Raw genomic sequence first — 25,355 nt, forward strand, 5'->3', positions numbered from 1 at the left:
TGACCCCATGTCACTCCCGCACGCGATCCTCACCGCCCTGCTCGAGAAGCCGTCGTCGGGCCTCGAACTGACCCGGAGGTTCGACAAGTCGATCGGCTACTTCTGGTCGGCGACGCATCAGCAGATCTATCGCGAGCTGGGAAGACTGGAGTCCGAGGGCTACATCCGCGCCCTGCCGTCGGAACAGCCGGCCCGGGGGCAGAAGAAGAGCTACGAGGTGCTGCCGGCGGGCCGCGACGAACTGGCCCGCTGGACCTCGGCATCCCAGGATCCGAAGCCCATGCGGGACACGATGCTGCTGCGGCTGCGCGCCTCGGCCGTCGTCGGCACCGCGGGCGTCGAGACGGATCTGCGCCGCCATCTCGACCTGCACGAAAGGCAGTTGGCCGAGTACGAGCAGATCCAGAAGCGCGACTTCCCGCCCGGCAAGGACGCCCCCCAGGACCGGCTGCGGCATCTGGTGCTGCGGGCCGGAATCGACCTGGAGACCTTCTGGACCCAATGGCTGACCCATGCGCTGGACGAGTTCGAGCACCTCGACGAGCAGTCACCCGCACCCGAAGCCGTGCTGGAAACCGCACCCGAAGCCGTGCCTGATGCCGTGGCTGAAGACGTACGCGAATAGGGGCCGTCCTCTCGGCCGGAATCGGCCGTCCAACGGACCGGAGTCGGCCGTCCAACGGACCGGAGTCGGACGGACGGCCGCCGGTGCGACGAACCCCGGGATCGGAGCTCAGAGTCGGTGGGGCTTGGCCCGGCGGCGCAGGTACCAGGCCGTCGCCACGACGCCCGACGCCACCAGCGCGCCGCCGCCCACCAGCGTGGCGGTCCTGTAGTCCTTGGTGGCCCCGCCGAGACCGCCCATCACGCCGCGCGACGGCGAGGAGGGCAAGGTGGTCGAGGAGATTCTGGGGGGAGTGGTGACTCTGGGGACCGCGTTGGTCGAGACGATGATCGACTGCGTACCGGCCGTCGTCCCGTCCTGGCAGACCACGATGACGGTATAGGTGCCGGCGCTGACGTTGGACCAGACCGCCGACTGAGTGGTGCTCGTTCCGGACAACGGCATCTGGCGGCCTTGGGAGAAGTTTATCTGCCCACTGGCGAGCAGCGAGGCGCCGCCGAAACTACTGCCTTTGCTCGGGCAGGAATTGGTGGTGACCGAGACGCTGGACCCGCTGGTGCTCACCGAGATCCCTGAACCGAAGGCGGTGGCCGACGGAGCGGTCAGGGTGAGCGGAAGCGCAGCGACGGCGGCCACGGTCAGGCCGGAGCGGAGAGATATCTGAGAAGTACGCATAGGACTGCCCTCCAGCGGCACGGTTGGCGGTACATCCCATGCGCCGCCGAGGATTGGAAAGGCCCGTGCTGCCTCAGGGAGAGCCAAAGCGCCCTGGGCTCGCGGCGCACGCGGACGGGGACCGGGCAGGTGACGAATTCGTTCGTCCGGCGGATGAATCCCGCGTTTCGCGGGTGATTCTCTCTGTGGTTATGACAGCTGACAGGTGACAGCTGACGGATGACGATATCTGTCATCTGCCACCTGCTACCCGTCAGCTGCTATCTGCTATCCGTCATCACCACGCGCGGCCCGCCTGCAGCAGCCGCTCCCGGACGACCGCCACGTGCGGGTTGTCCGACGTGCCCGGCCGCTGGGTGAGGTATCCGGTGTTGATGGGCGGTTCCTCGGGGGACAGCAGGGGCACCAGGGCACCGGAGGCCAGTGCGTCGAGGCACAGATAGCGGGGGAGCACGGTGATCCCGGCGCCAGCGACCACCGCGGCCAGCACGCCCCGCAGGTCGGGCACCGTGATCGAGGCCTGGCCGGTCAGCCGTACGCCGAACACGTGCCGCCAGTAGCGCCGGGCGATGGGCAGATCCTCGGCGTATGTCACCAGGGGTGCCCCGTGCAGCGCGGCGGGCCCCTCAGCCGCCACCCGGGCCGGGTCGACGCGCTCGGCCCACGACGGGGCGGCGACGAGCACGAACTCCTCGTCCATCAGCGGCACTGCGGTCAGGGTGCGGCCGCGCGGCCGGGTCGTGGCGATGACCAGGTCGAAGCGGCCGCCGCGCAGCCCGGCCAGCAGCTCGTCGGTGAGGCCGGGAGTGACGCGCAGACGTACGCCCTGCGCGGTCAGCGGCGCCAGCGCGGGCAGGACGCGCGTGCACAGCAGCTCGGCCGGGCCTGCCAGGTGCACCGGGTCCGGTGGCTGGCCGGCGCCGGCCCCGCGGCGGTCCGCGACCGCCGCGAGCGCGTCCAGGGGCGCCGCGACTTCCGCGGCGAGTTCGTCCGCCACCGACGTGGGCACCACACCCCGTGGCTGCCGTTCGAACAGCTCCCGTCCCAGTTGCTCCTCCAGTGACCGCATCTGCGTCGTCACCGTCGGCTGGGACAGACCGAGCAGCCGCGCGGCCGCCGTGAACGACCCCGCGCGGTGCACGGCGAGGAAGGTGCGCAGCAGGGAGATGTCCAGGGGGGCCGTCGAGGTATCGGGTTCGCTATGGGGCACAGGGGTGAGCCTACGGTTCGCCTATTTCGGGGTGTCCGGATTCCCGCCCGTGGCGGAGCCCGTCGTCACCGTCCGTTCCACGGAGAACCCGCCCCAGGTGCCGTCCGGCAGCTTCGCCCTGATCCGCACCCGGTACGCGACCCCGGCCTCCCGTCCCACGTAGAAGCTGTAGGTGGCCCTGCCGCTGGGCGGTGTGCCGCCCCAGACGAGCGAGGTCGCCTGTCGGCCGTCCAGGTCGATCCGGTACTCGGTGATCATCCCGTCCGTCCGCGGTGGCAGCCAGGACAGGTCGAGGTAGTACGCCCCGTCCTTGCGGTGGGAGGTCGCGCGGAACCCTGTCGGCGCGGTGCCGCGGCCGTCGTCCGCGCCCGGTGCGGTGGTGAGCCGGACGGCGGCGCTCGCGGGGGAGAGGTTGTCCGCCGCGTCGCGGGCTCGCACGGTGAAGGCGTACGCGGTGCCGGGCCTCAGCCCGGTGACGACGGTCGCCGTCTGTCCGCCGCCCACGCTGTGGATCTTCGATCCGCCCTGGTAGACGTCGTACGAGACCACGCCCCGGGAGTCCGTCGACGCCGACCACTCCAGCTGGGCCGCCCGGTTCCCGAGCGCCCTGCCGTGCGGATGTCCGGGGCGGGTCGGGGGTGTGCGGTCGGCGGCGACCTCGACCGGTGTGGTGGCGCGCACCGGCTCGCTGGGCGGTCCGGGGTTCCCGTCGGCGTTCAGCGCTCGGACCGTGAAGACGTACTTCGTGGACGGGACCAGTCTGGTGACGTCCACCATGTGTTCGTCGCCGGGCACCCGCTCGACCCGTGTGGTGCCGCGGTACACCTCGTAACCGGTGACCTTCGTGTCCCCCGAGACGCGGTTCCACATCACGTGCACGCTGGTCGCGCTGCCCGCCGTCGCGGTGACCCCCATCGGGGCAGGGGGCAGTCGCTCGCCCCCGGCGTCGGCTCCCGCACCACCTCCGCACGAAGTGAGGGCGAGTAGTGAGCCGCAGATCAACCCAAGGGAAACGCGTCGCACAGGCCTGCCTTCCCTCGACGGGATTGGTCTGTACCTATAAGACACGGATGACGCGGCCACATCAAGGGGGCGGTGGCCGTTCGTCGGACCGTCTCCGGGCTACGTATGCTGATGCCTGACGCGGTGTGAACTCACCCTCTCGACAGGGGAGTTCGTACCCACGGCGCGGACCGCTGTCGTCGCTGATGCCGCGCCGGCGAGGGCGGTCGAGAGGTCCGGGTCGACCACGGCTCGGGCCCTCGGCCGCAATGCCCCGCCGAGTCCGCAATGCCCCGCCGAGTCCGCCGTGCCCCGGCCGAGTCGGCCGCGCCCCGCCGGGCCCGCTGTGCACCGTCCGGCCCCTTTCCGGTGGACGCACCGCCAGAAACGCGCCAATTTTGCTGAATGACCGTCAATGTCCCCCAGGAGAGGGTTTCTTATCGTGCGTGTTCAGTCGCTGACGCTGGCCGCGGCCGGCGTGGCCCTGCTCGCTCCCGCTCCGTTTCCCGCCGCCCGTCCGAGCCCGCCCGTGGCGGTGCGGGAGGGGAAGGTGCGCGCCGCCGATCTGCTCGCCAAGGTCCGTGACTGCGTGCCCGTCTCGAAGGGGCGCTATCGCTCCGACGGCGGCGCCCGCGCCGAGATTCCCGTCTGCGGCGCGCGGGGTGCGGTGTTCTGGAAGGCCGACATGGACATCGACTGCGACGGTCGCCCCGGTCTCCTGTGCAACGGGCGGACCGACCCTCACTTCTCCGGGACCACCGCGTATCAGCAGTCCGACGGGCGGTACCTGAGCGCCGAGACCCTCCCGTACGTCGTCGTGCCCACACCCAGTGGCATCTGGGACCACCGCGCCCACGGCATCAGCGGCGGCTCGGTGGTAGCGGTGATCTACCAGGACCGGGTCCAGTACGCCGTGGTCGGCGACACCGGACCGCACGAAATCATCGGCGAGGCCTCGTACGCCACTGCCAAGGCGCTAGGCATTCGCCCCGACCCGCACGGCGGCGGGGCGAGCTCCGGCGTCACCTACATCGCCTTCAAGAACTCCCGGGTGTCGCCCATCGAGGATCACGAGGCAGCCGTGACAGCGGGTGAACGGCTGGCCCAGGAGTTCGTGCGCAGCGACTGAGCGGCCATGGTGGCGGTTCGCTCAGGACTCACGGCCGTCAGACCGCCGCCCAGCCGTTGTCGACGGGCAGGATCGCGCCGTTGATGTTGCTCGCCGCGTCCGAGGCGAGGAACAGGATGGCGGCGGCCTGCTCCTCGGCCTCGGCCGCCGTGCCCACGTTGCCCATGTACGAGGCGAGGACCTGCGGGCCGAGGGCGTCGCGGTCGGCGTCCACGGTGATGGCGGTCTTCGTGCCGCCGGGGGCGATGGCGTTGGCCCGGATGCCCTTGTCGCGGTATGTCACGGCGAGGGACTTGGTGAGACCCGCGATGCCGTGCTTCGAGGCGGTGTACGCGGCGCCCGCGGCGCTGCCGCGCAGGCTCGCCTCGGAAGCGGTGTTCACGATGGCGCCCTTGCCGGCCTCCAGCATGTGCGGCAGCACCGCCCGGGTGAGCAGGAAGGGAGCGGTGAGGTTGACCCGGATGACCCGCTCCCACTCCGCGTCGCCGACCTCACCGACCGCCGACATGCGGTCCATGATCCCGGCGTTGTTGACCAGCACGTCCACCCCGCCGAACTGCTCCACGGCGGTCGCGCTCACCCGGTCGACCACGGCCTGCTCGCTCAGGTCGCCCGTCACGGCCACGGCGGTGCCGCCGGCCGCCGCTATCTCCTTGACGACCTTCTCGGCGCCCTCGGCGTTGAGGTCGGCCACGAGGACCCGGGCACCCTCCGCGGCGAAGGCCAGGGCGGTGGCCCGTCCGATTCCGGAGCCCGCTCCGGTGACGATGACGCTGCGGCCGGCCAGTCCAGTGGTGCTCATGACGTGCTCCCAGAAGTGCGTGCGAAGGGCGACGAGGTCGTCGCGCACACAGTATGACTTAATGTCTCTCAATGACATAAAGTCTGGGACCGTTTTCGAGATCGTTAGAATCGCGGCAGCCCCGGGCGGCAGCCGCCCGTAGTCGAGTCGAGGAGTCGTCAGTGCCGGACGGCGCGAACACCGAACCACCCGGCCGGGGCGGCGGCCGTACGGGCCGGCCGCCGCTGACCGAGCAACGCAGGGCCGAGATCCGGCTGGAGATCGCCCGCGCCGCGGTGGAACTGTTCGTCACCCAAGGGGTGGCCGCGACCACCGGGGAGCAGATCGGGCGGGCCGTCGGGGTCTCCGCGCGGACTGTGTGGCGTTACTTTCCGAGCAAGGAAAGCTGCGTGAGCCCGCTGTTCGCCGCCGGGATCGACGCGATAGCCGCCTCGCTGCGGGAATGGCGCTCCGGTCGGCCGCTCGAGGATGCCCTGGAACGGGCGGCCACGACCGGCGACCCCGCGATGCCCCGACCACATCTTCCCAAGATCCGGGCGCTGATGAGACTGACCCGGACCGAGCCGGGCCTGCGTGCCGTCTGGCTCCAGGCGCACGACGAGGCCGAGCCTGCCTTCGCCCGTGCCCTTGCCGACCGGGCCGGCCTGCCCGCCGTCGACCTGCGCTCGGAGATCCAGGCCGCCATGCTCAACAGCGCCCTGCGCACGGCGGTCGAGCACTACGCGTGGCGCACGGACGAGGAGCAGCCCGACCCCGCGGTGGCGGAGGCCGAACTGGTGTCGACCGTGCGCTCGGCCCTCGCCATCGTCGCGGAAGGGCTCGCCTGAGGGCTGGTTAGGGCGCCGCTCGACCGCGGTCGGCGCCCGGCCGACGAGGCCTTCGTGCGCCTGCACTCAGACATTCGTGTCCCTGCACTGAGACCTTCCGGCCCTTGCACCCGCACCTTCCGGAACCCCGCACTCACACCTTCTGGCGCCTGCTCTCTCACGCCTTCCGGTAGGTGTACGCCTCCGTGGCCGCCGCCTCGACCGCCGCGAGGTCGGCTCCCGTCGAGGCGGTGACGACCGCGGCCACCGCGCCCTCGACGAAGGGCGCGTCCACCAGACGGCTGTTGTCGGGGAGCTCGTCCCCCTCCGCCAGCAGGGCTTTCACGGTGAGGACCGCGCTGCCCAGGTCGGTGAGCACGGCGACCCCCGCGCCGCGGTCCACCGAGGCGGCCGCCGCGGAGATCAGCTCGGCGCTGGTGCCGAGACCGCCGTCCACCGTGCCGCCGGCCGCGGCGACGGGAGCGGTCGTGTCGCCACCCGCGAGTCGCGTCGCCAGCTCGGCTACCGAGACGGCGACGGCGGCGCTGTGGGAGACCAGCACGATGCCGACGAGGTTGTCCGTGCTGCCCGGGGATTCATTCATCGGAGGCCTCCACGAGCGCGCCGATCAACAGGAACGAGGACGTGGCACCCGGATCCTGGTGCCCGATGCTGCGCTCGCCCAGATAGCTGGCCCGGCCCTTGCGGGCCTGGAGCGGTGTCGTCGCGACGGCGCCCTCCTCGGCGGCCGTCTTCGCCGCGGCGAAGGACTCGGCGAGCGCGTCCACCGCGGGCACCAGCGCGTCGATCATGGTCTTGTCGCCGGGCGCGGCTCCGCCCAGCGCCATCACCGCGTCCACACCCGCGCGCAGCGCGTCCGCGAACTGTTCCTCGGTGACCTCCGCGGCGTCCCCCAGAGCCTTGCCCGTACGGCGGAGCAGAGTGCCGTACAAGGGCCCCGACGCGCCGCCGACCGTGGAGATCAGCCGGCGTCCGGCGAGGGTGAGAACGGCACCAGGGGTGTCCGGCGCCTCCTTCTCCAGTGAGACCACCACGGCGGTGAACCCGCGCTGCAGATTGCTGCCGTGGTCGGCGTCGCCGATCGGCGAGTCCAGAGCGGTGAGCCACTCCGCCTCGCGGTCCACGGTCGCGGCGGTCGCCGTCATCCAACGGCGGAAGAACTCGGCGTCGAGCACAGAATCTCCTTGCGTGGGTCGAGCACAGAATCTCCTTGCGTGGTACGAACGTTGACCGGGCGGGGCGGCGACATCGTGCCGATGCCGCCGGGGGTCACACGCCCCAGCGCAACGCGGGCGTCTTCACCGGCGCGTCCCACAGCCGCAGCAGCTCCTCGTCCACCTGGCACAGCGTCACCGAGGCGCCCGCCATGTCCAGCGAGGTGACGTAGTTCCCGACCAGAGTGCGTGCCACGGGTACCCCGCGCTCGGCGAGCACCCGCTGCACCTCCGCGTGGAACCCGTACAGCTCCAGGAGGGGCGTCGCGCCCATGCCGTTGACCAGCAACAGGACGGGATTGCGCGGGTTCAGGTCCTCCAGGATCGCGTGCACCGAGAAGTCGGCGATCTCGTGCGAGGTCATCATCGCGCGCCGCTCCCGGCCCGGCTCGCCGTGGATACCGACGCCGAGCTCCAGCTCCCCGGGCGGGAGGTCGAAGGTGGGGCTGCCCTTGGCCGGCGTGGTGCAGGCGCTCAGTGCGACACCGAAGCTGCGGGAGTTCTCGTTGACCTGCCGGGCCAGCGCCTGCACCCGCTCCAGCGGGGCGCCCTCCTCGGCCGCGGCGCCCGCGATCTTCTCCACGAACAGGGTCGCGCCGGTGCCGCGCCGCCCGGCGGTGTACAGACTGTCGGTGACGGCGACGTCGTCATTGACGAGGACCTTCGCCACCTGGATGCCCTCGTCCTCGGCGAGCTCGGCCGCCATGTCGAAGTTGAGCACGTCCCCCGTGTAGTTCTTCACGATGAACAGCACGCCCGCGCCGCTGTTCACGGCCGCCGCCGCGCGCAGCATCTGGTCCGGCACCGGTGACGTGAAGACCTCGCCCGGACAGGCCGCCGACAGCATCCCGGGGCCCACGAAACCGCCGTGCAGCGGTTCGTGCCCCGACCCGCCGCCGGAGACGAGTCCCACCCTGCCGGGCACCGGCGCGTCCCGCCGTACGATCACCCGGTTGTCCACATCCACCGTCAGCTCGGGATGCGCGGCGGCCATACCCCGCAGCGCGTCCGCGACCACCGTCTCCGCCACGTTGATGAGCATCTTCACGGGTACCTCCTGGTGAGACTAACGGACGGATGAGCCTCTGACCCCTATTTTTGCAGGTCAGACCGCGTTGGGTTAGCTAATGATCTCGGCGGTTCGTGTCGGTCGGAAGCGGGTTGCGGCGGTACTGATACTGACCTGTTCCTGGCTCTGGTGACAGGGTGTCCGACGTGGCCGGCATGCATACGGACCGACCCGAGAACCGCTCCGGGAAGTGTCGGCGCCGGGGATGCGGTGATCGCCTGTGCGGATGCGAACGGAAACGTCTGCGGCTGTCCGGCTGCCGGGCGAACCCCGCCCTCGGGGCGGACTGTGGAGACACTGTCCGACGGAGTGTTCGTCGGAGACGCGGAGGGCTCCGGCGCGAGTGTAGTAAGCACTTCGTGTCTCGATCCCAGGCTCGGCGTGTTCCCCATTCCATGCAGGCCTGGTGGTGGAGCAGTCTGCTGCGGCCCGCTGAACCGAGCATCCCCGAAATTCTGGCTGGCTGCCAGATGTCGTGAAGGGGGTCGGAGGGCAGGGTGGCTGCAGCCCTGGGGGGTGCATTCGGTGGAGGGGGTCGTCGTGCGGTGGAACTTCATCGGGCGCTCCCGGCAGGGCATCGAACAGGGCCGGAAGGACTGGATGGAGGGCACTCGCTTCGGCGAGGTCCACGGCTACGGGGGCGCCCCACCACCCGCTCCGGAAGTCCCACCGCTGTCGCGGGGTCGGGGGCGTTGACCTGCGGTCATGCTTTGGAGCGGGCATCCGGGAGTCCTGGGTGGCGTCCCCTGGGCAGGAGTGATCCAGAGGGAGAGGCGCGTCTCGTGGTGGTCGACCGGCGTCCGGCAGGTCGCGGCACTGATGCTTGTCTGACCTGCACGGATGCGCCAGACATGTAGTTGGTGCGAGCTGTGGCAGGTGGGCGCGCGGCGACGAAGCCGTGATTCTGGGGACATTGGTCCCCGGAAAGGGTCTGCGAGGAGCTGCGCTCAGATGTCGTGTCTGCTCCGGGTCGAGGAGTCCGCTGTCGCCAACGCCTGGGTTTCTGGCTGTAGGTGGGCAGCTGAGAGCGGGTCCGGCGAAGGCCGGTGGGCGCCAAGGAAACGGCCCTGAGGGGTTGCTCGGTCCTCTCGCACAGTGCCCCACGAGGAGCTGCGCTCAGATGTCGTGTCTGCTCCGGGTCGAGGAGTCCGCTGTCGCCAACGCCTGGGTCTCTGGCTGTAGGTGGGCAGCTGAGAGCGGGTCCGGCGAAGGCCGGTGGGCGCCAAGGAAACGGCCCCAAGAGGAAACGGCCCTGAGGGGTCGCTCGGTCCTCTCGCACAGTGCCCCACGTTTGGTTGTTCACATCGGCGGGGCGGTCGTCTGCGGACCTCGTCCGGCTGATCCGGCCAAGGGCCGCCGGCAGCTGCCCGGTGTTCCAACGCGCGGTCACTGCCGGCCTCGCCGCCCTTGCCATCCGCGATGGCGCAAAGGGGAGGGGAGTCGGGCGCGGCCGCAGGTCGTGGTCAGCTCAGTTGCAGCACGAGCACCCGGGGGCGCAACCGCAGGGATCTGTCGTGCCGTTGGTCTCCTTGAGCGTCGTAAGGCCGGTGGGAGCGCAGCAGTCGTCGCCGTGCCAGGCCTCGCGACCTTCCTTGACGGCGACGACGGCGATCACGAGCGCGGCGATGGGGTCGGCCCAGGTCCAGCCGAGGAGGGAGTTGGCGAGGAGGCCGACCAGGAGGACGGCCGAGAGGTAGGTGCAGAGCAGGGTCTGCTTGGAGTCGGCGACGGCGGAGGCGGAGCCGAGTTCGCGTCCGGCGCGGCGCTGGGCGGCGGACAGGAACGGCATGATCGCGAGGGAGAGGGCTGCCAGCACGATCCCTGGCGTGGAGTGCTGTGCCTCGCCGGTTCCCGTCAGGGCGCGGACGGAGTCGACCGCGACGTACGCGGCGAGCGCGAAGAAGGAGAACGCGATGATGCGTAGCGCGTTCTTCTCCCGGGCCTCGCGTACGTCGTGCTCGGCGGCGGAGAACTGCCAGGCGACGGCGGCGGCGGAGGAGACCTCGATGACCGAGTCCAGGCCGAAGCCGACCAGTGCGGTGGAGGAGGCGAGGGTGCCCGCCGTGATCGCGACGATCGCCTCGATGACGTTGTAGGTGATGGTGGCGGCGACCAGTAGGCGGATGCGCCGGGTCAGTTGGGCGCGGCGGTCCGGTGCCGGGCCGAGGGAGACCGATGTCGCCATCAGCAGCAGCCCTTCTCGTCGGCGTCGACGCAGGTGCGGTCGGCCTCGACGGCGAGGACGACACCGCGCAGGTCGTCCAGGGCGTGGCCGAGGCGGGTGTCGGCCAACTCGTATCGCACGCGCCGCCCTTCCGGGACGGCGACGACGATGCCGCAGTCGCGCAGGCAGGCGAGGTGGTTCGACAGGCGGGTGCGGGAGATCTCCAGCTGGTCGGCGAGTGCCGCCGGGTGCGCGGGTGCCTCCCGCAGCGCGAGAAGGATGCGGCACCGGATCGGGTCGGCGAGCGCACGGCCGAAGCGGGACAGGGCGTCGATGTCGGAAGCGGTGGTCAGCACACGCGCAACGATACACAGATTCCTGAATTCAGGTAATCGTGGATCGTTCGTCCTGGTGGTGCGGTGACCGCATCCCCTCGCGGAGCCCGGGAGACCCACTGGACCTCAGTGCTCGTGCGGCTCGTCCCGGTGTACCGGGCCGTGCGCGTCCTCGCAGTGCGAGGCGTCGCCAAGGAGGTCGCGGTCGCCGGGGAGGGCCACCTGAAGGACCTGCTGCGAGGTGTGGTCGACCTGGAGCGTGGTGTGGGTGATGCCGTAGTCGTGGCGCAGAAGTTCTTCCAGGTCGCGGCGGACGGCGTGACAGTCGCCGCTGGGCTCGACGAGCACGTGGGCGGACAGGGCGGACTGCCCGGAGGTGATCTGCCAGACGTGCAGGTCGTGCACCTCGACGACGGCCGGCTGGGCGACGAGCTTGTCGCCCAGCGCGTCCGGGTCGACGTCCGCGGGCGCCGCCTCCAGGAAGATCCGGCCCGACTCACGCAGCAGCCCGTATCCGGCCTTGAACATCAGGGCCACCACCACGAGCGTGGCGATGGCGTCTGCGCGGGCGAAGCCCGTCGTGACGATGATCAGGGCGGCGATCGCGGTGCCGATGAAGGCGAACAGGTCGTTGAGAATGTGCTGGTAGGCGCCCTCCACGTTGAGCGAGGTGCGGTTGGCCTTGGAGATGCACCAGGCGGCGACCACGTTCACGACGATGCCGACGAGCGCGGTGGCCAGCATCAGGCCGCCCTCGACCTCGGGCGGATTGAACAGCCTGCCGATCCCCTCGTACGCGAGCCACGCGCCCAGAAGCAGCAGGGTGAGGCCGTTGGCCTGGGCGGAGAGGATCTCGGCTCGCTTGAGGCCGTAGGTGAAGCCGCCGCGGGCCGGGCGTGCGGCAAGGCGCATCGCGATGAGCGCGAGCACGATCGAGGCGGCGTCGGTGAGCATGTGTGCCGCGTCCGAGATCAGGGCCAGGGAGCCGGCGATGATACCGACGACGACCTCGACCGCCATGAACGCGGTGATCAGTCCGAGTGCGATCCCCAGCCAGCGCCGGTCGGCGTCCGCCGACACGCCGTGGGAGTGCCCGGCGTGCCCTCCCGAGCCGTGATCGTGCCCTGAACCGTGCTCATGGCCGTGATCGCTCATGCTGTGCGCCTTCCCCCTCGCGACGGATGCCTCGTCCGCAGTGAAACGCATGGGCGAGCACATCTGCAAAGGCTGCATCGGTGACCGTTGTCATGTCCGTTAGCACGCCACTGACCTGCGGAAACTTTTCGGACAGCGGGTGCGCCAGAGAGAGCGGCGTCACGCGCTCTACCCTGTTGTAAACCTGTGGGCGAGGCGGTGGGTACGCTGCCAGGACGTACGTGCCCCGCTACCCCGTAGCGCGTTCCTGTCACCCGTCCGATCTCGCGACGGATTCCCGAAGGCCCCGTGACCTGATGCGAACGCACTGTCCACGAGGGCTCGGCTCGCCGGCATCCGGCGTGCTGCGCGGGCTGCGGGCCGGGGTTCTCGCGGTGTTGTGCGTGCTGCTGCCGCTGGCCGGTCATGCAGTGTCGCAGGGGCACACGCCCCGGTGGATCATCGTGGCCGCGATGGCGGCCGTCGCCGTGCCGGGTGCGGCGGTCGTCGCCCTCGTCGCGGGTACCTGTCTGGCCGGCCTCTTCGTCAGTTCACAGGGATCGCTGCGGACCCCGGGTCACCGGCGAGCTGCTCGTCGCCGGTGACCCGGATCCCGCTGAACGCGCTGGGTGAAACGCAGGTGCTCGATGGAGATGAGGCGCGGGCCTGGCGCACGTACAAGGCGGACATGCGGGCCTTCATGCTGACCCGCAGCTACATCACCACGGCGGTACGCGTCGAGGTCATCGACCCCGACGACCCCATGCCCCACGTCTACCTTTCAACCCGCACGCCCGACCGGCTCGCCGAAGCGATCCACGCTTCGGCCTGACCGACGGAGTCCGACAGGGAATGATGGGCGACCGTGCCAGATGATCGCGTGACCGCGCTCGCCGGCCGGATCGCGGACCAGCGGCCGGGCCGGGCGGGAGCATGCGTCCGGGCGGGCGTGTTCGCGCTCGTCGGCAGCGTGCTCGCGGCCTTCGGCCATCACGCGGTCGTCGAGGGCCCGGTGCCGTGGCCGCTCGTGACTGCCTTCACCGCCGCGCAGTTCGCCGCGGTCTGGCCGCTCGCCCGACGCCGTTCCACGCTGCCCGCGACCGTGGTGTGCACCCTCGCGGCGCAAGGCGTGCTGCACGTCGCGTTCACCGCGGCTGGGAGTGCCCATCACGCAGCGAGCGGCCACGCGGCCCATGCCGCGAGCGGCCGGCACCACTCCGTGCCCGTCGGGGACGGGCACGCCTGGCACGACGCCGGCTCGGCCATGACGATCGTCCATGTCGTCGCCGCGCTGGCGGTCGCCTGGCTGCTTCACCGGGCCGATGTGGCCGTTACGGCGGCGCTGACCACTCTCCGTATGGTGCACCGGGCGACTCAGGCGCTCGTGCACTGGGTGCTGCCGCCTGTCACAACTGTCGTGGACGGCCTGCTCCTTCGCCAACCGGCAACGGGTCGCCCAGTCGGCTTCTTCGAACTCCCAGCATCGGAAGGGACTCAGGTCCTGATGTACGCGGTGGTGCGCAGGGGACCGCCGCGCGATCAGTGATCCCGCTCGTCCTTTCATCCGGGTCTCGGCCACTTCGGCGTGACCGGCTTCCCCAGCAAGGAGTTCGTCCATGTCCCTGCGTCACCATGCCCGTGCACCGCGCCGTATCGCGCTCGTCGGCGCCGCCGCTCTCACGGCCACCCTCGCCATGACCGCAACGGCCTTCGCCCACGCGGAGGTCGAGGCGGACAAGCCTCAGGCCCGGGCCGAGAACGTCACGCTCAGCTTCGTCTCCGAGGCCGAGTCCAACGCCGCCGGATTCAGCCGGCTGCGCATCGTGCTTCCCGAAGGCATCGCCCCTGGTGACGTGACGCTCGGCGAGGCCCCCAAGGGGTGGAAGCTCAAGGCCACCGCCGACGGATACACCGTCGGCGGCCCCGCGCTGAAGGCCGGGGTCGACGCCGAGCACAAGATCAAGATCCGGCAGTTGCCGGAAGCGAAGGAGATCGCGTTCAAGACAGTCGAGACGTACAGCGACGGCAAGATCTCCCGCTGGATCGAAATGCCCACCGGCGGCAAGGAACCCGAGCAGCCTGCGCCGGTCCTGAAGCTGGAAGCGGCGGCCCCGGGTGCCGACGCGGTCAGCCCGAGCCCGACCGATAGCGCGACGCCCGGCGCAGCCACCTCTACGCCCTCAGCCGCCGCGACCGAGACGGATGCATCAGAGGCCGCCGGTGACACGGCCGCCGACAAAGAGGACGGCATGTCCTCCGGCGCCGTGACCGGTGTGGTCGTCGTCGTCCTGCTCGTCCTCGGCGGCGGCGCGTGGTGGCTGGTCAAGCGGCGGGCTTCCTCGTCCGAGAGCTGACGTTCACTGCCGTTGTCCTGGGGCGGAAACGCCCCAGGACAACGCCCCGCACGCTGCCGTGAACGCTCTTGTGCCGGCCGGCGTCACAGTGGTGACCGACACCGAGGAGTCACCATGACCACCGGACGTTCCCGTCCTCGTCAAGTGTCCGCCGCCGCGCTGGCCGGGGTACCGCTGTGCGCCGCCACCGCCTGCGGCTCCTCGACGTCCTCAGGATCCGCCGAGGCGAACGAGCCGACGACCACCTGGGAGGAGCCCGCCTCGTACGCCTACACGCTGACGTCGACCACCCAGGTCCTGGCGGGGACCTTCAGGGTGAAGGTCCGGGCCGGCGGAGTGACGGAGGCGGTCGGGGCCGACGTGGACAGCCGGCGTCAGGCGCAGGAGCTGCCTGCCGAAGTGCCTACCATCGGCGAGCTGTTGAGGAGACTCAAGAAGGCCCGAAGCGAAGACGCGGACACAGCGGAAGCGGATTTCGCGGCCGGCGGGCACCCGGTACGGATCTCTCTGGACCGGGACAAGAACGCGAAGGCCATCGACGACGAAGCCCTGTACGTCATCAGCTCATACGAACCGCCCCGGCGCCGGCCCGGACGGTGGCTCTCTGCGCGTGCTGTCCCCGAAGAACGAGCGCGTCGACCGCGAACCGTCGGAGAGGCTGACGGATTCGGTGAAGGCGAGTGTGACTTGGCTCGGAGCTGTCTTGAGGACGGAGGTGTCGGCCGGTTCGGACCGGGTGACGCTGGCGTGGGCGGAGGCGGGTCCCGAACCGCCGAGGAGGAACGTGAGCACCGTGCCGACCAGGAGCAGGACGGTCAGTGGTGTCCTGGCGCGGCGCGGTGCCGTGGGCATGAAGCGAGACTCCGGATCGGTGGGGGTAGGCGGGGGGTGGCGGCCGGGCCGCCGCTATGACGCGCTCGGGGCAGGGGTGGGGCCCATGCCGTGCAGTTGCTGGATGGTCCCGCCCAGCTTGTCGCGGAACCCTTCCAGCATCTCCGGCTGCGCGACGCTGACGATCCACCGTGAGCCCACGAGGTACTTGCCCCCGTACATGGCGGCGCTGTCGAGCCAGGTCTGCTTGTACTCCTCCTGGGGGAAGGTGGTGATGAGGTAGTCGACCTTCTTCGTGTGGCACAGGCCCTGACGCAGTTCCTCCGCCTCGATGCGGATCTTGGGCTTGCAGCCGGTCAGGTCGGCGATCACCTCGACCTTCGCGGGTGCCACAACACCGGCTGCGGGGGCGGCAGTCACGGAGGGCCTCGCCTGCTTGCGCTCCGCGGCGTCGTCGTCCTCGCCTCCGCTGCACGCCGTGGCCAGTGGGAGGAGGGCCAGGCTGCCGGCCAGTGCGGCGCCGCGCACCAGGCGGCCAGTGATCAAAGTGCGTCCGGTGCGCCCTCGTGGTGGCTGCTGAAGCACGTGCCTCTCCGTCTCCGCGTATCCGCGCTGTTCTGCCCGCATGAGCGGCCAGGCGTACGACAAGGGGTACGGGTGAACACTGGTGGTCGTTCACTCCGTATGTCACTGTGAGTCCGCGGGGCGGCAGGGACGCCGCCCCACGGACTCACACTCATGCCGAGGCGCGGGTGCGCTCGGGCTGGACGGTGTGAGCGTTGTGCTGGTCCGCCCAGTTCTGCAGGGCGCTCATGCAGGCGTGGTCGAGATGCCGCAGGCCGGCGAGGTTGAGCTCGATGGGCCGTTGGGCGGGCAGTTGTTCCAGGGTGTCGAGGATGTGCGGCAGGCGCAGGAAGGTCGCATGCCCGCGGATCCGCACGCGTACCGCGCCGGTTCCGTTGTCGTCGACGTCGATGTGGACGTGCGAGGTCTCCCAGGCCGTCTTCACGACGGCGAGGAGCAGGCCGATGAGGACGCCCTCGAACATGTTGGTGACGAGGATCGCGCCAGCGGTGATCACCAGCACCACGGCCTCTCCGCGGTGTTCGCGCCACAGCGGCCCCAGTTCCCTGACGGGAAGCAGCTTGAAGCCCGCATGGATGAGGACACCGGCCAGCGCGGCGGTCGGGATCACACCGAGGGCGCCGGGAAGCAGCGCCGCGAACAGCAGCAGCCACACGCCGTGCAGTACGCGGGAGACCTTGGTGCGGGCACCCGCCTGGACATTGGCGGCGCTGCGGACGATCACCGCGGTCATCGGCAGCGCGCCGAGCAGCCCGCACACGGTGTTGCCCGCGCCCTGGGCCATCAACTCCTTGTCGTAGTCGGTCTTCGGGCCGTCGTGCAGCCGGTCGACCGCAGCCGCGCTGAACAAGGACTCGGCAGACGCGATCAGCGTGAACGCGACGACGGTGGTCACCAGCCCGACATCGGTCAGCTTCCCGAAGTCACCAAGAGCGGGCGGCTGTATGGCCTGCACCAGGCCGCTGACCTCGACGCGGACGACCGGCAGGTCGAAGGCCACCGTGGCCAGGGTGGCCGCGCCCACAGCGACGAGCGGGCCGGGCAGCAGTTGCGCCTTGCCCGGCAGCCGCTTCCACAGCGCCATGATCACGATGGTTCCGGCGCCGATGCCGACCGCGGTGAGCGCCGGGCCGGAGCCGAGTACGTCGGCCGCCAGACCAGGCAGCCCCGCCACGTTGGACGTGCCGCTGCCCGGTGCCTTGCGGTCGGCGAGCGTGTACAGCTGCCCGGCGATCAGCACCAGGCCGATTCCGGCGAGCATGCCGTGCACCACGGACAGGGAGGTCGCCCGGAAGAGGCGGCCCAACCTCATGGCACCCAGGGCGAGTTGGATGAGGCCTGTGGCGAGGACGATGACGCCGAGAGCGGGCAGGCCGTACTCCTGCACGGCTGTGAGGACGAGCACGGTCAGACCCGCGGCGGGGCCGCTGACCTGGAGGCTGCTCCCGGGCAGGAACCCGGTGACCAGGCCGCCGACGATGCCGGTGATCAGGCCGAGTTCGGCCGGCACGCCGGAGGCGACGGCGACGCCCACACACAGGGGCAGGGCGACGAGGAAGACGACGACGGAAGAGGTGAAATCAGTGCGCAGGGCGCGCCTGAGGGAGGAGATCTGCGAAGTCATGGCGTTCTCTCGGGTGGGGGAAGGAACGTCGCGCGGATCGCGACCGGAGCGTACGGGTGTGGGGTTGTCCGCTGCGGTCACAGGGGCTTGAAGGCCCGGCTGCCCGGCGCACAGGCCAGGACCTCGCCGGTCTCGACGGTGTAGAACCAGGCATGCAGCCGCAGCCGCCCGGAGGCGATGCGACGGGCCACGCCCGGGTAGCTGCGCAGGTGTTCCAGCTGGGTCAGGACGTGCTGCTGGGTGACGGCGGTGGGGTCCTCGCCGAGGCCCTGGGTCTGCCACGGCTGGTTCGCGGCAGGGCGGTGCTCGGCTGAGGACAGCCAGCGGCGCAGCAGCGGCATCAGCTGGACGGTCTGCTCGCGCATCAGTCCCTGGACGGCTCCGCAGTGGGAGTGTCCGCAGACGATGATGTCGGGCACCTGCAGGGACTGGAGGGCGAATTCGAGGGATCCGGCGACGCCGCAGGCCGCGTGCGGCCGGTAGCGGGGGACGATGTTGCCCGCGGTGCGCAGTTCGAAGATGTCCCCGGGGCGGGCGCCGGTGAACAGCGAGGGGATCACCCGGGAGTCGGAGCAGGAGATGAACAGGGCCTGGGGCTTCTGCCCCCGGGCCAGCCGCTCGAACTCCTCCTGCTGGTCGGCGATCGTCTTGGGGAACGTACGGGCGTGCTCGATGAGCGATTGCATGGTCGACCTCGTGCTCTTCGTAGAACCGGAAAGGGCGCGAAGGGTGCGTGCTGGCCAGCCGGGCATGACGCGCCGGGCCGCGTCGAGCGGCCGCCGGGTTCAGAGTGGAGCCGTGTCTGCCGGCGTGTCAGAGGGCGTGCAGCACGCGGCCGATCAGCAGCGGAATGTCTGCAGGGTGCTGGGTGTGGGCGCGATGCCGGCGCTCGGGTTCCAGGAGTCTCTCGCCGTACGCGGCTGTGCGCTGCCTGGAGCGGCGGAGGCGTCGACCGGTCCGTCGCCCGTCGCGTCGTCGAGGACCGGCGGCTCGGCGAGGGGCTGGGCCGCGCGGGGCGGTCGGGCGAGGGCGTCGGCCGCCGACTCGTGGTGCTCCGTGCCTGCACCCGCGCGAGACAGCGCGGACGCCGGTCCGTGCAGCTTCCTGCCCTCCGACTCGACTGCTGGTGCCATCACGGACACCGCGCTGGGAGAGGTGGGGGAGTGGTGCGGCGTGGCGAAGTGCAGTAGCACGGCCGCAGCCAGCAGCACGATGGCCGCTGCCGCTCGCCGCATCACCACTGGACTCCCCATACTTTGCTGTCGCCGACGCCAAAACGCTACCGGCCGAAGCCCTCTGTCCAGGGTGAACTCCCGGGTAGAAAAGGTGAGATGGCCAACACCGCGCCCTGCATTGCATGAGCAATCACCTGGTTGGTTTGGGCTTGCCCCATGTAGGGCGTGGATGAGGCCGGGGCGCGCGGGGTGCTGACCGAAGGGCGTGGCGCGACGGCGAGAGGCTTCCGTGATCGCTGCGCGGCTTCGGTGGGCGATGGCGCGGACGCGGACGGAGCGACCTGATCGGTGTGCGTCGTGGCCTTGGGGGCGGATGCGTCCGTAGATGGGGCGTGGGCTCGGGTGATCAGGGCCCGTGCGCTCGGACACCAGGGAGCAATCAATCCGTCGACAGGTTCCGGGGATCACCGATGGCGGCCGGCGGCCGGGTCGCGCTCGGCGACATGGCTGGGCGACTGCGCCACCGCCGGGCCGTGCGTAGCGTTCCAGGGACCGCACGGAAGCGTGGCGGGATCGGGCCGGCCGCATCGGGGTGGACGTGGCGTCCTGTGCGTCGCGTGTCAGCGCATGGTGCCGGAGCCGGTGCGACCTGTATCCCGACCGCGGTCAAAGATTGTGGACCGGTCGGCGGCGGGTGCGGCCCGAACGGCCCTTTCTCCGGCCCTCTGCCCTGCGGGAGGGTGGTGAGCAGGCAAGGCGTGGCGGCCTCCGGTGACGCACTCTGGAGGTGAGGCTTTGCCCACCAGTCGAAGAAGGTGATCGGCATGATGTGGTACGACGGCGGCTGGGGCTGGGGAGGCTGGTTCTTCATGGCTGTCTTCATGGTGCTGTTCTGGGCACTGGTGATCGCCGGTATCGTCGCGCTCGTCCGCTACCTCACGGGCAGCCATCACGGCCACCAGAGCGGCCCGCTCTCCTCCTCCGGGGAGCCCGGCTGGGGAGGCAGGCGAGCAGAGGACCTGGTCGCCGAGCGGTTCGCCCGCGGGGAGATCGACGAGGACGAGTACAAACGCCGCCTTGCGCTGTTGCGGGAGCACCGGTGACCGCCAAGCGCCTCCGCAGGGTGTGGCTGACCATCGCCGCGGCGCTGGCAGCCCTGGTCCTGGGTATGGTGACGACGGCAACGCTCGCCGCCACAGACGCCTTCCGCCACACCGCACCAGCGGGCTGGACGACATCGGGCGCACGGTGCAGCCCGCCCGCACTGTCAGGGCATGTGGTGGACGTGGCCGTCGGCGACATGATGGGCGCAATGATGGGCGGTCCCCACGGTCACACCCCGAGCGCCGGCCCTGGCCGGCACGGTATGGGCATGATGTGGCTGCGCACCACCCCGAGCACGGTCCCTGCCGGTACGGTGTCGCTGCGCGTGTTCAACGCCGGAGCGCTCATGCATGAGGTCGTCGTGCTCCCGCTGCCGGCCGGCCAAGCCGTCGGAGAGCGGCCCATCGGTGCCCAGGGGCGCATCGCCGAAACCGGAAGCCTGGGCGAAGCCTCGCGCACCTGCGCCGCCGGGGACGGCAAAGGCATCACCTCCGGCGCCATGGCCTGGACCACACTGACGCTCCAGCCCGGCCGCTACGAACTGGTGTGCAACCTCCCCGGCCATTACGCCGCCGGGATGTACACCGAACTGGACGTCACACGGTGACACTCAAACCGCCTGGGTTTGTGGCTGAAGGTGACCGCTGAGAGCGGGTCCGGCGACGGCCCGGAGATGCCAAGGGAAACGGCCCCAAGAGGAAACGGCCCCAAGTGGAAACGGCCCCGGGGAGCGACTCGGCCCTCTCGTACAGTGCCCCACAGTTTCGTCGGCCAGATGGGAGGGGCGGTCGTCGGTGGGCCCCGCCCGGCTGATCCGGCCAAGGGCCGCCGGCAGCCGGTGATGACCTCCCAGTACTACCGTGGCCTCATGACGGCACCGCTGGACGTGTTGGTGGTGGGTGCGGGTCCAACGGGGCTTGCGCTCGCCACGCAATTGCGTGCCTGTGCGACCCGGTTCCGGATCCTCGACCGCTCCCTGGACCGGGCGCACGAGTCGAGGGCCCTGGCCATCCAGCCCCGCACACTGGAGGCGCTGGCTGGGTTCGGGGTGACGGACGACCTCGTCGACCGTGGCAACCCCACGATGCGGTTGCGGATTCACCTACCGCGGCGCGTGGTGCAGATGCCGCTGTTCGACATCGGGCTGGCCGACACCGCGTACCCCTTCCTGCTGTTCCTGTCGCAGGCCGAGACCGAGGACGTCCTGTCGAGGCACGTCGCCGCGCAGGGTGTGGTGATCGAGCGCGGCACCGAGCTGGTCCAACTGGAGCCCAAGGGCTCGTACGTCTCTTGTCGGCTGCGGCACAGGGGTGGCGAAGAGGAGACCGTGGACGCGCGGTACGTCGTGGGCTGCGACGGCGCCCACAGCACCGTGCGCACCCAAGCGGGCATCGATTTCGAGGGCTCCGCATATCCACAGGTGTTCCTGCTCGCCGATCTCGAGGTCGACGGGCTGGAGCCAGGAGCCGTACACGCGTACATGACCGGGACCGGGATACTGCTCTTCTTCCCGCTCGGCTCGCCCGCGACCTGGCGGATGCTCGCGATGCGGCCACCCGGCACCCCGGACACCGAGGTGAAGGTCGGGCTGCTGCAGGAGATCGTCGACGTATACACCACGGACCGGCTGGTGTTGCGGGACCCCGCCTGGATGACTGACTTCCGGCTCCACAACCGCGGTGCGACCCGGTATCGTGCGGGACCCTTCTTCCTGGCCGGGGACGCGGCGCACATCCACAGCCCGGCCGGCGCGCAGGGCATGAACACCGGCATCCAGGACGCGCTGAACCTGGGCTGGAAGCTCGCCCTCGTCTGCCAGGGCGCCGCGCCCGAGGAACTGCTGGAGACCTACGAAGCCGAGCGCGCCCCGGTCGGCCGCAGCGTCCTGCGCTTCACCGACCGCGCCTTCACCATCGCCACCAGCCGCAACCCGGCCATCCGGCTGGCCCGCACACAACTCGCCCCGCGACTGCTCCCGTTGGCGCTACGCGCTACCGGAATGCGTGGTCGTGTCTTCCGTACAGTCTCCGAACTCGGCATCCACTACCGCCACAGCCCTGCATCGAGCACTGGACCACGCTCGTCCAAGAGAGGTCCCCGGGCCGGGGACCGGCTGCCCGACTCGCCGCGCGGACTCCAGGCAAGGACCGCAGGGCGGGGGTATCACCTGCTCCTGTCCGGAGCGCCTGACCTCTGGCCCGACGAACGGCTTGCCCCAGTCCTGCGCGGGCGAGCCGACTTGGTCAGCGTGCACCGGCTCAACGAGGAGAGCCCTTGGCCGGACGTCGCACAGGCCCTGGTGCGCCCTGACGGCTACGTCGGCTACGTGGCGCGCGGCACGCATCTGGAAGGTCTGCGCGCCTACCTGGACTGCTGGCTGCCCACGGGCTGACCGATCGTCATCCGACCGGGTCGGCCCGTGGCTGGCAGGTGACGCTCCCGGTCCCAGGCTTGCGCGCTTTGGCCTCCAGGCCGTGCTCGACGAGCTCGGTGCACACCGGCGAACCCGGTTCGGGGTCGACGGTCGGCAACACCTCGGGCAGGGCCTCGATCTGTGTGACCTGGATGCCGCGGGTGGTGAGTGCTTCGGCCGTCTCCGGGCCGATGCAGCCCGCGCCGATCACCACCGCCTTGGCGGGCTGGCGCTCCTCGATGCTCCGCATCACCTCGAAGGTGTCACCCATGCTGTGCAGCAGGTGGACACCGTCCTGCGGTCCGAGGCGTCCGGGCCGGTCAGCCCCTGGACCGGCGGCCGGACGCTGCCCGCGCCGGTGTCGACGATCAGCGCATCGTAGCGGAGGTCCTCGACGTGGCCGTCCTCGTCGCGGACGGAGAGGGTCTTGCCGGCACGTCGATCGTGGTGGCCAACGCGTTCGTACGCACATGCATGCCCGTGGCCTTGTGGTCCTCGGCCGTGCGGTGGGCGAGGTTGCTCCAGCGGGTTACTTCACCGGAGACGTAGTACGGGATGCCGCAGATGGAGCAGATGGAAAAGTTCGGGTAGACGTCGGCCACGACGACCATGAACTCGCTGTCCGGATCGAGCTCGCGGGCCCGCAGCGCGGCGCTGATTCCGGCATCGCGGCCGCCGACCGCGATGATGCGCTTGCCGGACACGATGGACCTCCAGTAACAGTGCGCGCCGCCCGAGACAACAGGACAACGTTCCAACTCCGGTCGGCCTTTGAACAGTTCGGTGCGCGGGTCGTGGCCGATCGCGATGAACAGGCCCGTCATGTGGAGGTCGCGGGTCTGGCCGGTGACGACGTCTCGGAGCACGACCCCGGCGAGCTTGCCGTCCGCTTCCTTGATCTCGGCGATCTCGGCGATCTCGCTGTCGAAGGCGAAGGAGACCTTGTCATCGGCAAAGGTGCGGTTCTGCATGACCTGGGATGCGCGCAGGGTCGAGCGGCGGTGCACGACGGTCACCGAGCGGGTGAAGCGGGTGAGGAAGGTGGCCTCCTCCATGGCGGTGTCCCCGCCGCCGAGCACGACGATGTCGCGGTCGCGGAAGAGGAACCCGTCGCAGGTCGCGGCAGGTCGCGCACCAGGACACCCCGTGGCCGGACAGTTCGTCCTCCTTGGGCAGGCCGAGCTTGCGGTAGCCGGACCCGGTGGCGACGATCACAGCCTGGCCCGGTGCACCCTGCCCGCGGTGTCGGTGACGGTCTTGATGCCGCCGGTCAGGTCGACCTCGCCGATGTAGTCGTCGACCATCTCGGCGCCGGACCGCTCGGCCTGAGCCCGCGTGTTCTCCATGAGCACCGGGCCGTCGACGCCCTCGGGAAAGCCGGGGAAGTTCTCGACCTCGGTCGTCGTGGTCAGCGCGCCGCCGACGAAGATGGCGCCGCCGAAGACAAGGGGCTTGAGTTCGGCGCGGGCGGTGTAGAGGGCGGCGGTGTATCCGGCGGGGCCGGAGCCGATGACCTCGCGTACGTCATCTCTCGCGGTCACCGTGGTCACGCCTCCTGCTTGGCGTCGATCTCGGCGATCAGGGCCTCGACGCGGGTCTTGATCTCGTCGCGGATCGGGCGGACGGACTCGACGCCCTTGCCCGCCGGGTCCTCCAGCGCCCAGTCGAGGTACTTCTTGCCGGGGAAGACCGGGCAGGCGTCGCCGCAGCCCATGGTGATGACGTAGTCCGACGCCTGGACGGCCTCGGTGGTGAGGATCTTCGGCTCGGCGTCGGCGATGTCGACGCCGACTTCCTGCATGGCCTCGACCGCGGCCGGGTTGACCTGGTCACCGGGGATGGATCCGGCGGAGCGTACCTCGATCCGGTCGCCCGCGAGGTGGTTGAGGAATCCTGCGGCCATCTGCGAGCGCCCGGCGTTGTGGACGCAGACGAACAGCACGGAGGCGAGCGGGCTGGAGGACATCGGTTCTTCCTTCATGGTGTGGATCGGGTGGTGCGCCCGGTGGTGCGGGACAGGGGCCGGCGGCTCGGCAGGGAGTCGAGCAGTTCGGTGATGTGGGCGTCGATCTCGTCGCGGATGACGCGGACGACGCCGATCGGTGCGCCCTCGGGGTCGGCGACGGGCGAGTCCAGGTAGCGGCGGCCGGGCACTACCGGGCAGGCGTCGCCGCAGCCCCTGGTGATGACGATGTCGGCGGCCTGGACGACCTCGTCGGTCAGCGGTTCGGGGAAGGCGTTCGCGATGTGCGCGCCGGCCTCGGTGATGGGCTGCGCGACCACCGGTTCCACGGTGGCGGCCGGGTGCGTGCCACCCGAGAAACGACCACATGATCTTGTGCGCGGGGGGGCCAGGAGCGCGGCGCCCATCTGCGAGCGTCCCGCGTTGTGGCTGGGGAGGAACAGCACCCGCGGCAGCCCGACGCCGGATGCTGCCTCGACGTGGGCGAGCGCGTCCAGCCGCTCGGCCGCGAAGCGTTCCGCCGGGACGAACAGGTGGGTACGTACGTGGGCGTGCTCGGCGAGTTCGGCGTACGAGTCGGCGACGAGGCGCTGCACGGTCTCGGACGAGAAGCGGCCCCGGTAGCGGACGGCGAGCCGGACGGCTCCGGCCGCGAGGCGTTCATCGGGCAGGACGGGGGGTGGGGACGAAGTCATGAGAAACCCCTTCGACGGGCTGCGGATCCCAGGGTTCAGCACAAACTGATATCAGCTCCGAATGATGTGAAAGTATCAGTCCATGATGGCATCAGTCGACAGTGATCTGATCCGGGTTCTGGCCGACCCGCTCCGGCTCCAGATAGTCACCCTGCTCGCCCAGGAGACGCTCTGCAGCACGCACCTGATCGAGGAGACGGGCGTCAAGCAGACCAACCTCTCCAACCATCTGAAGGTGCTGCGCGAAGCCGGGGTCGTGGAGACCGAGCCGTGCGGCCGGTTCACCTACTACCGGCTCAAGCCCGACGTCATCGCATCCCTCGCCGGCCAGTTCACCGACCTCGCGGAGACCGCGCGTGTCACCGCCGAGAACAACGTCAAACGGTCCTGCCCCTGATCACCGGCCCCTGACCCCCTGTCGCCCG

Annotated in this window: 28 protein-coding genes and 4 pseudogenes; 12 read left to right on the forward strand and 20 right to left on the reverse strand. The window is 70.4% G+C overall.

Annotation, left to right across the window (positions count from 1 at the left end):
- Positions 1 to 7: 7 nt before the first annotated feature.
- Complete coding sequence (locus ABZ656_RS08125; protein ID WP_360265697.1) at positions 8 to 625, forward strand: PadR family transcriptional regulator; 618 nt, start codon at positions 8 to 10, stop codon at positions 623 to 625.
- A 108-nt stretch (positions 626 to 733) separates the two neighbouring features.
- Here ABZ656_RS08125 and ABZ656_RS08130 read toward each other — a convergent pair whose 3' ends face one another.
- The 3 genes from ABZ656_RS08130 to ABZ656_RS08140 form a co-directional block, all read right to left on the reverse strand.
- A complete protein-coding gene (locus ABZ656_RS08130; RefSeq protein WP_101407422.1) occupies positions 734 to 1,300 on the reverse strand; it encodes a hypothetical protein in 567 nt (188 codons plus the stop codon).
- A gap of 277 nt (positions 1,301 to 1,577) precedes the next feature.
- Complete coding sequence (locus tag ABZ656_RS08135) at positions 1,578 to 2,510, reverse strand: LysR family transcriptional regulator (RefSeq protein ID WP_101407421.1); 933 nt, start codon at positions 2,508 to 2,510, stop codon at positions 1,578 to 1,580.
- A 21-nt stretch (positions 2,511 to 2,531) separates the two neighbouring features.
- Positions 2,532 to 3,509 (reverse strand): fibronectin type III domain-containing protein, encoded by a 978-nt coding sequence (locus tag ABZ656_RS08140; RefSeq protein WP_101408427.1) that lies wholly within the window; start codon positions 3,507 to 3,509, stop codon positions 2,532 to 2,534.
- A gap of 445 nt (positions 3,510 to 3,954) precedes the next feature.
- Between ABZ656_RS08140 and ABZ656_RS08145 the strand changes: the two genes are divergently transcribed.
- A complete protein-coding gene (locus tag ABZ656_RS08145) occupies positions 3,955 to 4,641 on the forward strand; it encodes a glycoside hydrolase family 75 protein (protein WP_101407420.1) in 687 nt (228 codons plus the stop codon).
- A 37-nt stretch (positions 4,642 to 4,678) separates the two neighbouring features.
- Here ABZ656_RS08145 and ABZ656_RS08150 read toward each other — a convergent pair whose 3' ends face one another.
- Positions 4,679 to 5,443: an SDR family NAD(P)-dependent oxidoreductase gene (locus ABZ656_RS08150; RefSeq protein ID WP_101408426.1), complete on the reverse strand. Its 765-nt coding sequence runs from the start codon at positions 5,441 to 5,443 to the stop codon at positions 4,679 to 4,681.
- Positions 5,444 to 5,604: 161 nt separating this feature from the next.
- On the opposite strand from ABZ656_RS08150, the gene ABZ656_RS08155 reads away from it, so the two are divergent.
- A complete protein-coding gene (locus tag ABZ656_RS08155) occupies positions 5,605 to 6,270 on the forward strand; it encodes a TetR family transcriptional regulator (RefSeq protein WP_360265703.1) in 666 nt (221 codons plus the stop codon).
- Positions 6,271 to 6,427: 157 nt separating this feature from the next.
- On the opposite strand, the gene ABZ656_RS08160 is transcribed toward ABZ656_RS08155, so the two are convergent.
- From ABZ656_RS08160 to dhaK, 3 genes are all read right to left on the reverse strand, one after another.
- Positions 6,428 to 6,853 (reverse strand): PTS fructose transporter subunit IIA, encoded by a 426-nt coding sequence (locus ABZ656_RS08160; RefSeq protein ID WP_101407418.1) that lies wholly within the window; start codon positions 6,851 to 6,853, stop codon positions 6,428 to 6,430.
- Positions 6,846 to 7,445: a dihydroxyacetone kinase subunit DhaL gene (gene dhaL, locus ABZ656_RS08165; protein ID WP_101407417.1), complete on the reverse strand. Its 600-nt coding sequence runs from the start codon at positions 7,443 to 7,445 to the stop codon at positions 6,846 to 6,848. Before dhaL ends, ABZ656_RS08160 begins: the two co-directional genes overlap by 8 nt.
- A gap of 94 nt (positions 7,446 to 7,539) precedes the next feature.
- Positions 7,540 to 8,532, reverse strand: a complete 993-nt coding sequence (gene dhaK / locus ABZ656_RS08170) for a dihydroxyacetone kinase subunit DhaK (protein WP_101407416.1) — start codon at positions 8,530 to 8,532, stop codon at positions 7,540 to 7,542.
- 549 nt (positions 8,533 to 9,081) lie between these two features.
- On the opposite strand from dhaK, the pseudogene ABZ656_RS08175 reads away from it, so the two are divergent.
- Positions 9,082 to 9,249: pseudogene (locus ABZ656_RS08175) on the forward strand (pirin family protein); the annotation flags it as partial.
- A 772-nt stretch (positions 9,250 to 10,021) separates the two neighbouring features.
- On the opposite strand, the gene ABZ656_RS08180 reads toward ABZ656_RS08175, so the two are convergent.
- From ABZ656_RS08180 to ABZ656_RS08190, 3 genes are all read right to left on the reverse strand, one after another.
- Positions 10,022 to 10,738 (reverse strand): cation transporter, encoded by a 717-nt coding sequence (locus tag ABZ656_RS08180; protein WP_101407415.1) that lies wholly within the window; start codon positions 10,736 to 10,738, stop codon positions 10,022 to 10,024.
- Positions 10,738 to 11,073 carry a metalloregulator ArsR/SmtB family transcription factor gene (locus ABZ656_RS08185; RefSeq protein ID WP_101407414.1) on the reverse strand — a complete coding sequence of 112 codons (336 nt, stop codon included), beginning with the start codon at positions 11,071 to 11,073 and terminating at the stop codon, positions 10,738 to 10,740. Before ABZ656_RS08185 ends, ABZ656_RS08180 begins: the two co-directional genes overlap by 1 nt.
- A gap of 105 nt (positions 11,074 to 11,178) precedes the next feature.
- Positions 11,179 to 12,207 (reverse strand): cation diffusion facilitator family transporter, encoded by a 1,029-nt coding sequence (locus ABZ656_RS08190; RefSeq protein ID WP_360265709.1) that lies wholly within the window; start codon positions 12,205 to 12,207, stop codon positions 11,179 to 11,181.
- A 491-nt stretch (positions 12,208 to 12,698) separates the two neighbouring features.
- Here ABZ656_RS08190 and ABZ656_RS08195 point away from each other — a divergent pair.
- The 4 genes and pseudogenes from ABZ656_RS08195 to ABZ656_RS08210 form a co-directional block, all read left to right on the forward strand.
- Positions 12,699 to 13,018 (forward strand): annotated as a pseudogene (locus ABZ656_RS08195) (DUF3093 domain-containing protein); the annotation flags it as partial.
- A gap of 33 nt (positions 13,019 to 13,051) precedes the next feature.
- Positions 13,052 to 13,732, forward strand: coding sequence for a hypothetical protein (locus ABZ656_RS08200; RefSeq protein WP_360265712.1), 681 nt, complete (start codon positions 13,052 to 13,054; stop codon positions 13,730 to 13,732).
- 70 nt (positions 13,733 to 13,802) lie between these two features.
- A complete protein-coding gene (locus ABZ656_RS08205) occupies positions 13,803 to 14,540 on the forward strand; it encodes a DUF1775 domain-containing protein (RefSeq protein WP_360265715.1) in 738 nt (245 codons plus the stop codon).
- A gap of 114 nt (positions 14,541 to 14,654) precedes the next feature.
- Positions 14,655 to 15,053 (forward strand): annotated as a pseudogene (locus ABZ656_RS08210) (DUF6174 domain-containing protein); the annotation flags it as partial.
- A gap of 51 nt (positions 15,054 to 15,104) precedes the next feature.
- On the opposite strand, the gene ABZ656_RS08215 reads toward ABZ656_RS08210, so the two are convergent.
- The 5 genes from ABZ656_RS08215 to ABZ656_RS08235 all read right to left on the reverse strand — a co-directional run bounded on the left by ABZ656_RS08215 (position 15,105) and on the right by ABZ656_RS08235 (position 18,815).
- Positions 15,105 to 15,392: a copper resistance protein CopC gene (locus ABZ656_RS08215; RefSeq protein ID WP_360265718.1), complete on the reverse strand. Its 288-nt coding sequence runs from the start codon at positions 15,390 to 15,392 to the stop codon at positions 15,105 to 15,107.
- Positions 15,393 to 15,446: 54 nt separating this feature from the next.
- Positions 15,447 to 15,917 (reverse strand): hypothetical protein, encoded by a 471-nt coding sequence (locus ABZ656_RS08220; RefSeq protein WP_101407410.1) that lies wholly within the window; start codon positions 15,915 to 15,917, stop codon positions 15,447 to 15,449.
- A gap of 190 nt (positions 15,918 to 16,107) precedes the next feature.
- Positions 16,108 to 17,580 carry a SulP family inorganic anion transporter gene (locus ABZ656_RS08225; RefSeq protein WP_360265722.1) on the reverse strand — a complete coding sequence of 491 codons (1,473 nt, stop codon included), beginning with the start codon at positions 17,578 to 17,580 and terminating at the stop codon, positions 16,108 to 16,110.
- Positions 17,581 to 17,657: 77 nt separating this feature from the next.
- Positions 17,658 to 18,266, reverse strand: coding sequence for a carbonic anhydrase (locus tag ABZ656_RS08230; RefSeq protein ID WP_101407408.1), 609 nt, complete (start codon positions 18,264 to 18,266; stop codon positions 17,658 to 17,660).
- Between the two features lie 153 nt (positions 18,267 to 18,419).
- Positions 18,420 to 18,815, reverse strand: coding sequence for a hypothetical protein (locus ABZ656_RS08235; protein ID WP_129592394.1), 396 nt, complete (start codon positions 18,813 to 18,815; stop codon positions 18,420 to 18,422).
- Between the two features lie 764 nt (positions 18,816 to 19,579).
- Between ABZ656_RS08235 and ABZ656_RS08240 the strand changes: the two genes are divergently transcribed.
- From ABZ656_RS08240 to ABZ656_RS08250, 3 genes are all read left to right on the forward strand, one after another.
- Positions 19,580 to 19,858, forward strand: coding sequence for a hypothetical protein (locus tag ABZ656_RS08240; protein WP_101408425.1), 279 nt, complete (start codon positions 19,580 to 19,582; stop codon positions 19,856 to 19,858).
- Positions 19,855 to 20,466 (forward strand): sulfocyanin-like copper-binding protein, encoded by a 612-nt coding sequence (locus ABZ656_RS08245; RefSeq protein ID WP_360265727.1) that lies wholly within the window; start codon positions 19,855 to 19,857, stop codon positions 20,464 to 20,466. Before ABZ656_RS08240 ends, ABZ656_RS08245 begins: the two co-directional genes overlap by 4 nt.
- 261 nt (positions 20,467 to 20,727) lie before the next feature.
- A complete protein-coding gene (locus ABZ656_RS08250; RefSeq protein WP_360265730.1) occupies positions 20,728 to 22,251 on the forward strand; it encodes an FAD-dependent monooxygenase in 1,524 nt (507 codons plus the stop codon).
- A gap of 7 nt (positions 22,252 to 22,258) precedes the next feature.
- On the opposite strand, the gene ABZ656_RS08255 is transcribed toward ABZ656_RS08250, so the two are convergent.
- From ABZ656_RS08255 to ABZ656_RS08275, 5 genes and pseudogenes are all read right to left on the reverse strand, one after another.
- On the reverse strand, positions 22,259 to 22,543 hold the full coding sequence (locus ABZ656_RS08255) for an NAD-binding protein (RefSeq protein WP_218978398.1): 285 nt from the start codon (positions 22,541 to 22,543) through the stop codon (positions 22,259 to 22,261).
- Between the two features lie 97 nt (positions 22,544 to 22,640).
- Positions 22,641 to 23,435, reverse strand: a pseudogene (locus ABZ656_RS08260) (FAD-dependent oxidoreductase); the annotation flags it as partial.
- A 48-nt stretch (positions 23,436 to 23,483) separates the two neighbouring features.
- The gene (locus tag ABZ656_RS08265; RefSeq protein WP_360265733.1) at positions 23,484 to 23,822 is read right to left on the reverse strand and encodes an FAD-dependent oxidoreductase; all 339 of its coding nucleotides are present in this window, start codon (positions 23,820 to 23,822) and stop codon (positions 23,484 to 23,486) included.
- Complete coding sequence (locus tag ABZ656_RS08270; protein WP_101407406.1) at positions 23,819 to 24,238, reverse strand: arsenate reductase ArsC; 420 nt, start codon at positions 24,236 to 24,238, stop codon at positions 23,819 to 23,821. The genes ABZ656_RS08265 and ABZ656_RS08270 overlap by 4 nt, the downstream gene beginning before the upstream one ends.
- An 11-nt stretch (positions 24,239 to 24,249) precedes the next feature.
- A complete protein-coding gene (locus tag ABZ656_RS08275; protein WP_360265736.1) occupies positions 24,250 to 24,930 on the reverse strand; it encodes a three-helix bundle dimerization domain-containing protein in 681 nt (226 codons plus the stop codon).
- Between the two features lie 82 nt (positions 24,931 to 25,012).
- On the opposite strand from ABZ656_RS08275, the gene ABZ656_RS08280 reads away from it, so the two are divergent.
- Positions 25,013 to 25,327, forward strand: a complete 315-nt coding sequence (locus ABZ656_RS08280; protein WP_101407405.1) for a metalloregulator ArsR/SmtB family transcription factor — start codon at positions 25,013 to 25,015, stop codon at positions 25,325 to 25,327.
- Positions 25,328 to 25,355: the final 28 nt, after the last annotated feature.

The organism is Streptomyces sp. NPDC007095 (assembly GCF_040634475.1).
Classification (GTDB): Bacteria; Actinomycetota; Actinomycetes; order Streptomycetales; family Streptomycetaceae; genus Streptomyces.

Coding starts and splice junctions, on each gene's coding strand:
- ABZ656_RS08205 (WP_360265715.1), top strand. CDS start 13,803: ATGTCCCTGCGTCACCATGCCCGTGCACCGCGCCGTATCGCGCTCGTC.
- ABZ656_RS08190 (WP_360265709.1), bottom strand. CDS start 12,207: ATGAGCGATCACGGCCATGAGCACGGTTCAGGGCACGATCACGGCTCG.
- ABZ656_RS08275 (WP_360265736.1), bottom strand. CDS start 24,930: ATGACTTCGTCCCCACCCCCCGTCCTGCCCGATGAACGCCTCGCGGCC.
- ABZ656_RS08160 (WP_101407418.1), bottom strand. CDS start 6,853: ATGAATGAATCCCCGGGCAGCACGGACAACCTCGTCGGCATCGTGCTG.
- ABZ656_RS08235 (WP_129592394.1), bottom strand. CDS start 18,815: ATGCGGCGAGCGGCAGCGGCCATCGTGCTGCTGGCTGCGGCCGTGCTA.
- ABZ656_RS08225 (WP_360265722.1), bottom strand. CDS start 17,580: ATGACTTCGCAGATCTCCTCCCTCAGGCGCGCCCTGCGCACTGATTTC.
- ABZ656_RS08270 (WP_101407406.1), bottom strand. CDS start 24,238: ATGTCCTCCAGCCCGCTCGCCTCCGTGCTGTTCGTCTGCGTCCACAAC.
- ABZ656_RS08250 (WP_360265730.1), top strand. CDS start 20,728: ATGACGGCACCGCTGGACGTGTTGGTGGTGGGTGCGGGTCCAACGGGG.
- ABZ656_RS08230 (WP_101407408.1), bottom strand. CDS start 18,266: ATGCAATCGCTCATCGAGCACGCCCGTACGTTCCCCAAGACGATCGCC.
- ABZ656_RS08125 (WP_360265697.1), top strand. CDS start 8: ATGTCACTCCCGCACGCGATCCTCACCGCCCTGCTCGAGAAGCCGTCG.
- ABZ656_RS08150 (WP_101408426.1), bottom strand. CDS start 5,443: ATGAGCACCACTGGACTGGCCGGCCGCAGCGTCATCGTCACCGGAGCG.
- ABZ656_RS08180 (WP_101407415.1), bottom strand. CDS start 10,738: ATGGCGACATCGGTCTCCCTCGGCCCGGCACCGGACCGCCGCGCCCAA.
- ABZ656_RS08280 (WP_101407405.1), top strand. CDS start 25,013: ATGATGGCATCAGTCGACAGTGATCTGATCCGGGTTCTGGCCGACCCG.
- ABZ656_RS08130 (WP_101407422.1), bottom strand. CDS start 1,300: ATGCGTACTTCTCAGATATCTCTCCGCTCCGGCCTGACCGTGGCCGCC.
- ABZ656_RS08240 (WP_101408425.1), top strand. CDS start 19,580: ATGATGTGGTACGACGGCGGCTGGGGCTGGGGAGGCTGGTTCTTCATG.
- ABZ656_RS08215 (WP_360265718.1), bottom strand. CDS start 15,392: ATGCCCACGGCACCGCGCCGCGCCAGGACACCACTGACCGTCCTGCTC.
- ABZ656_RS08255 (WP_218978398.1), bottom strand. CDS start 22,543: ATGGGTGACACCTTCGAGGTGATGCGGAGCATCGAGGAGCGCCAGCCC.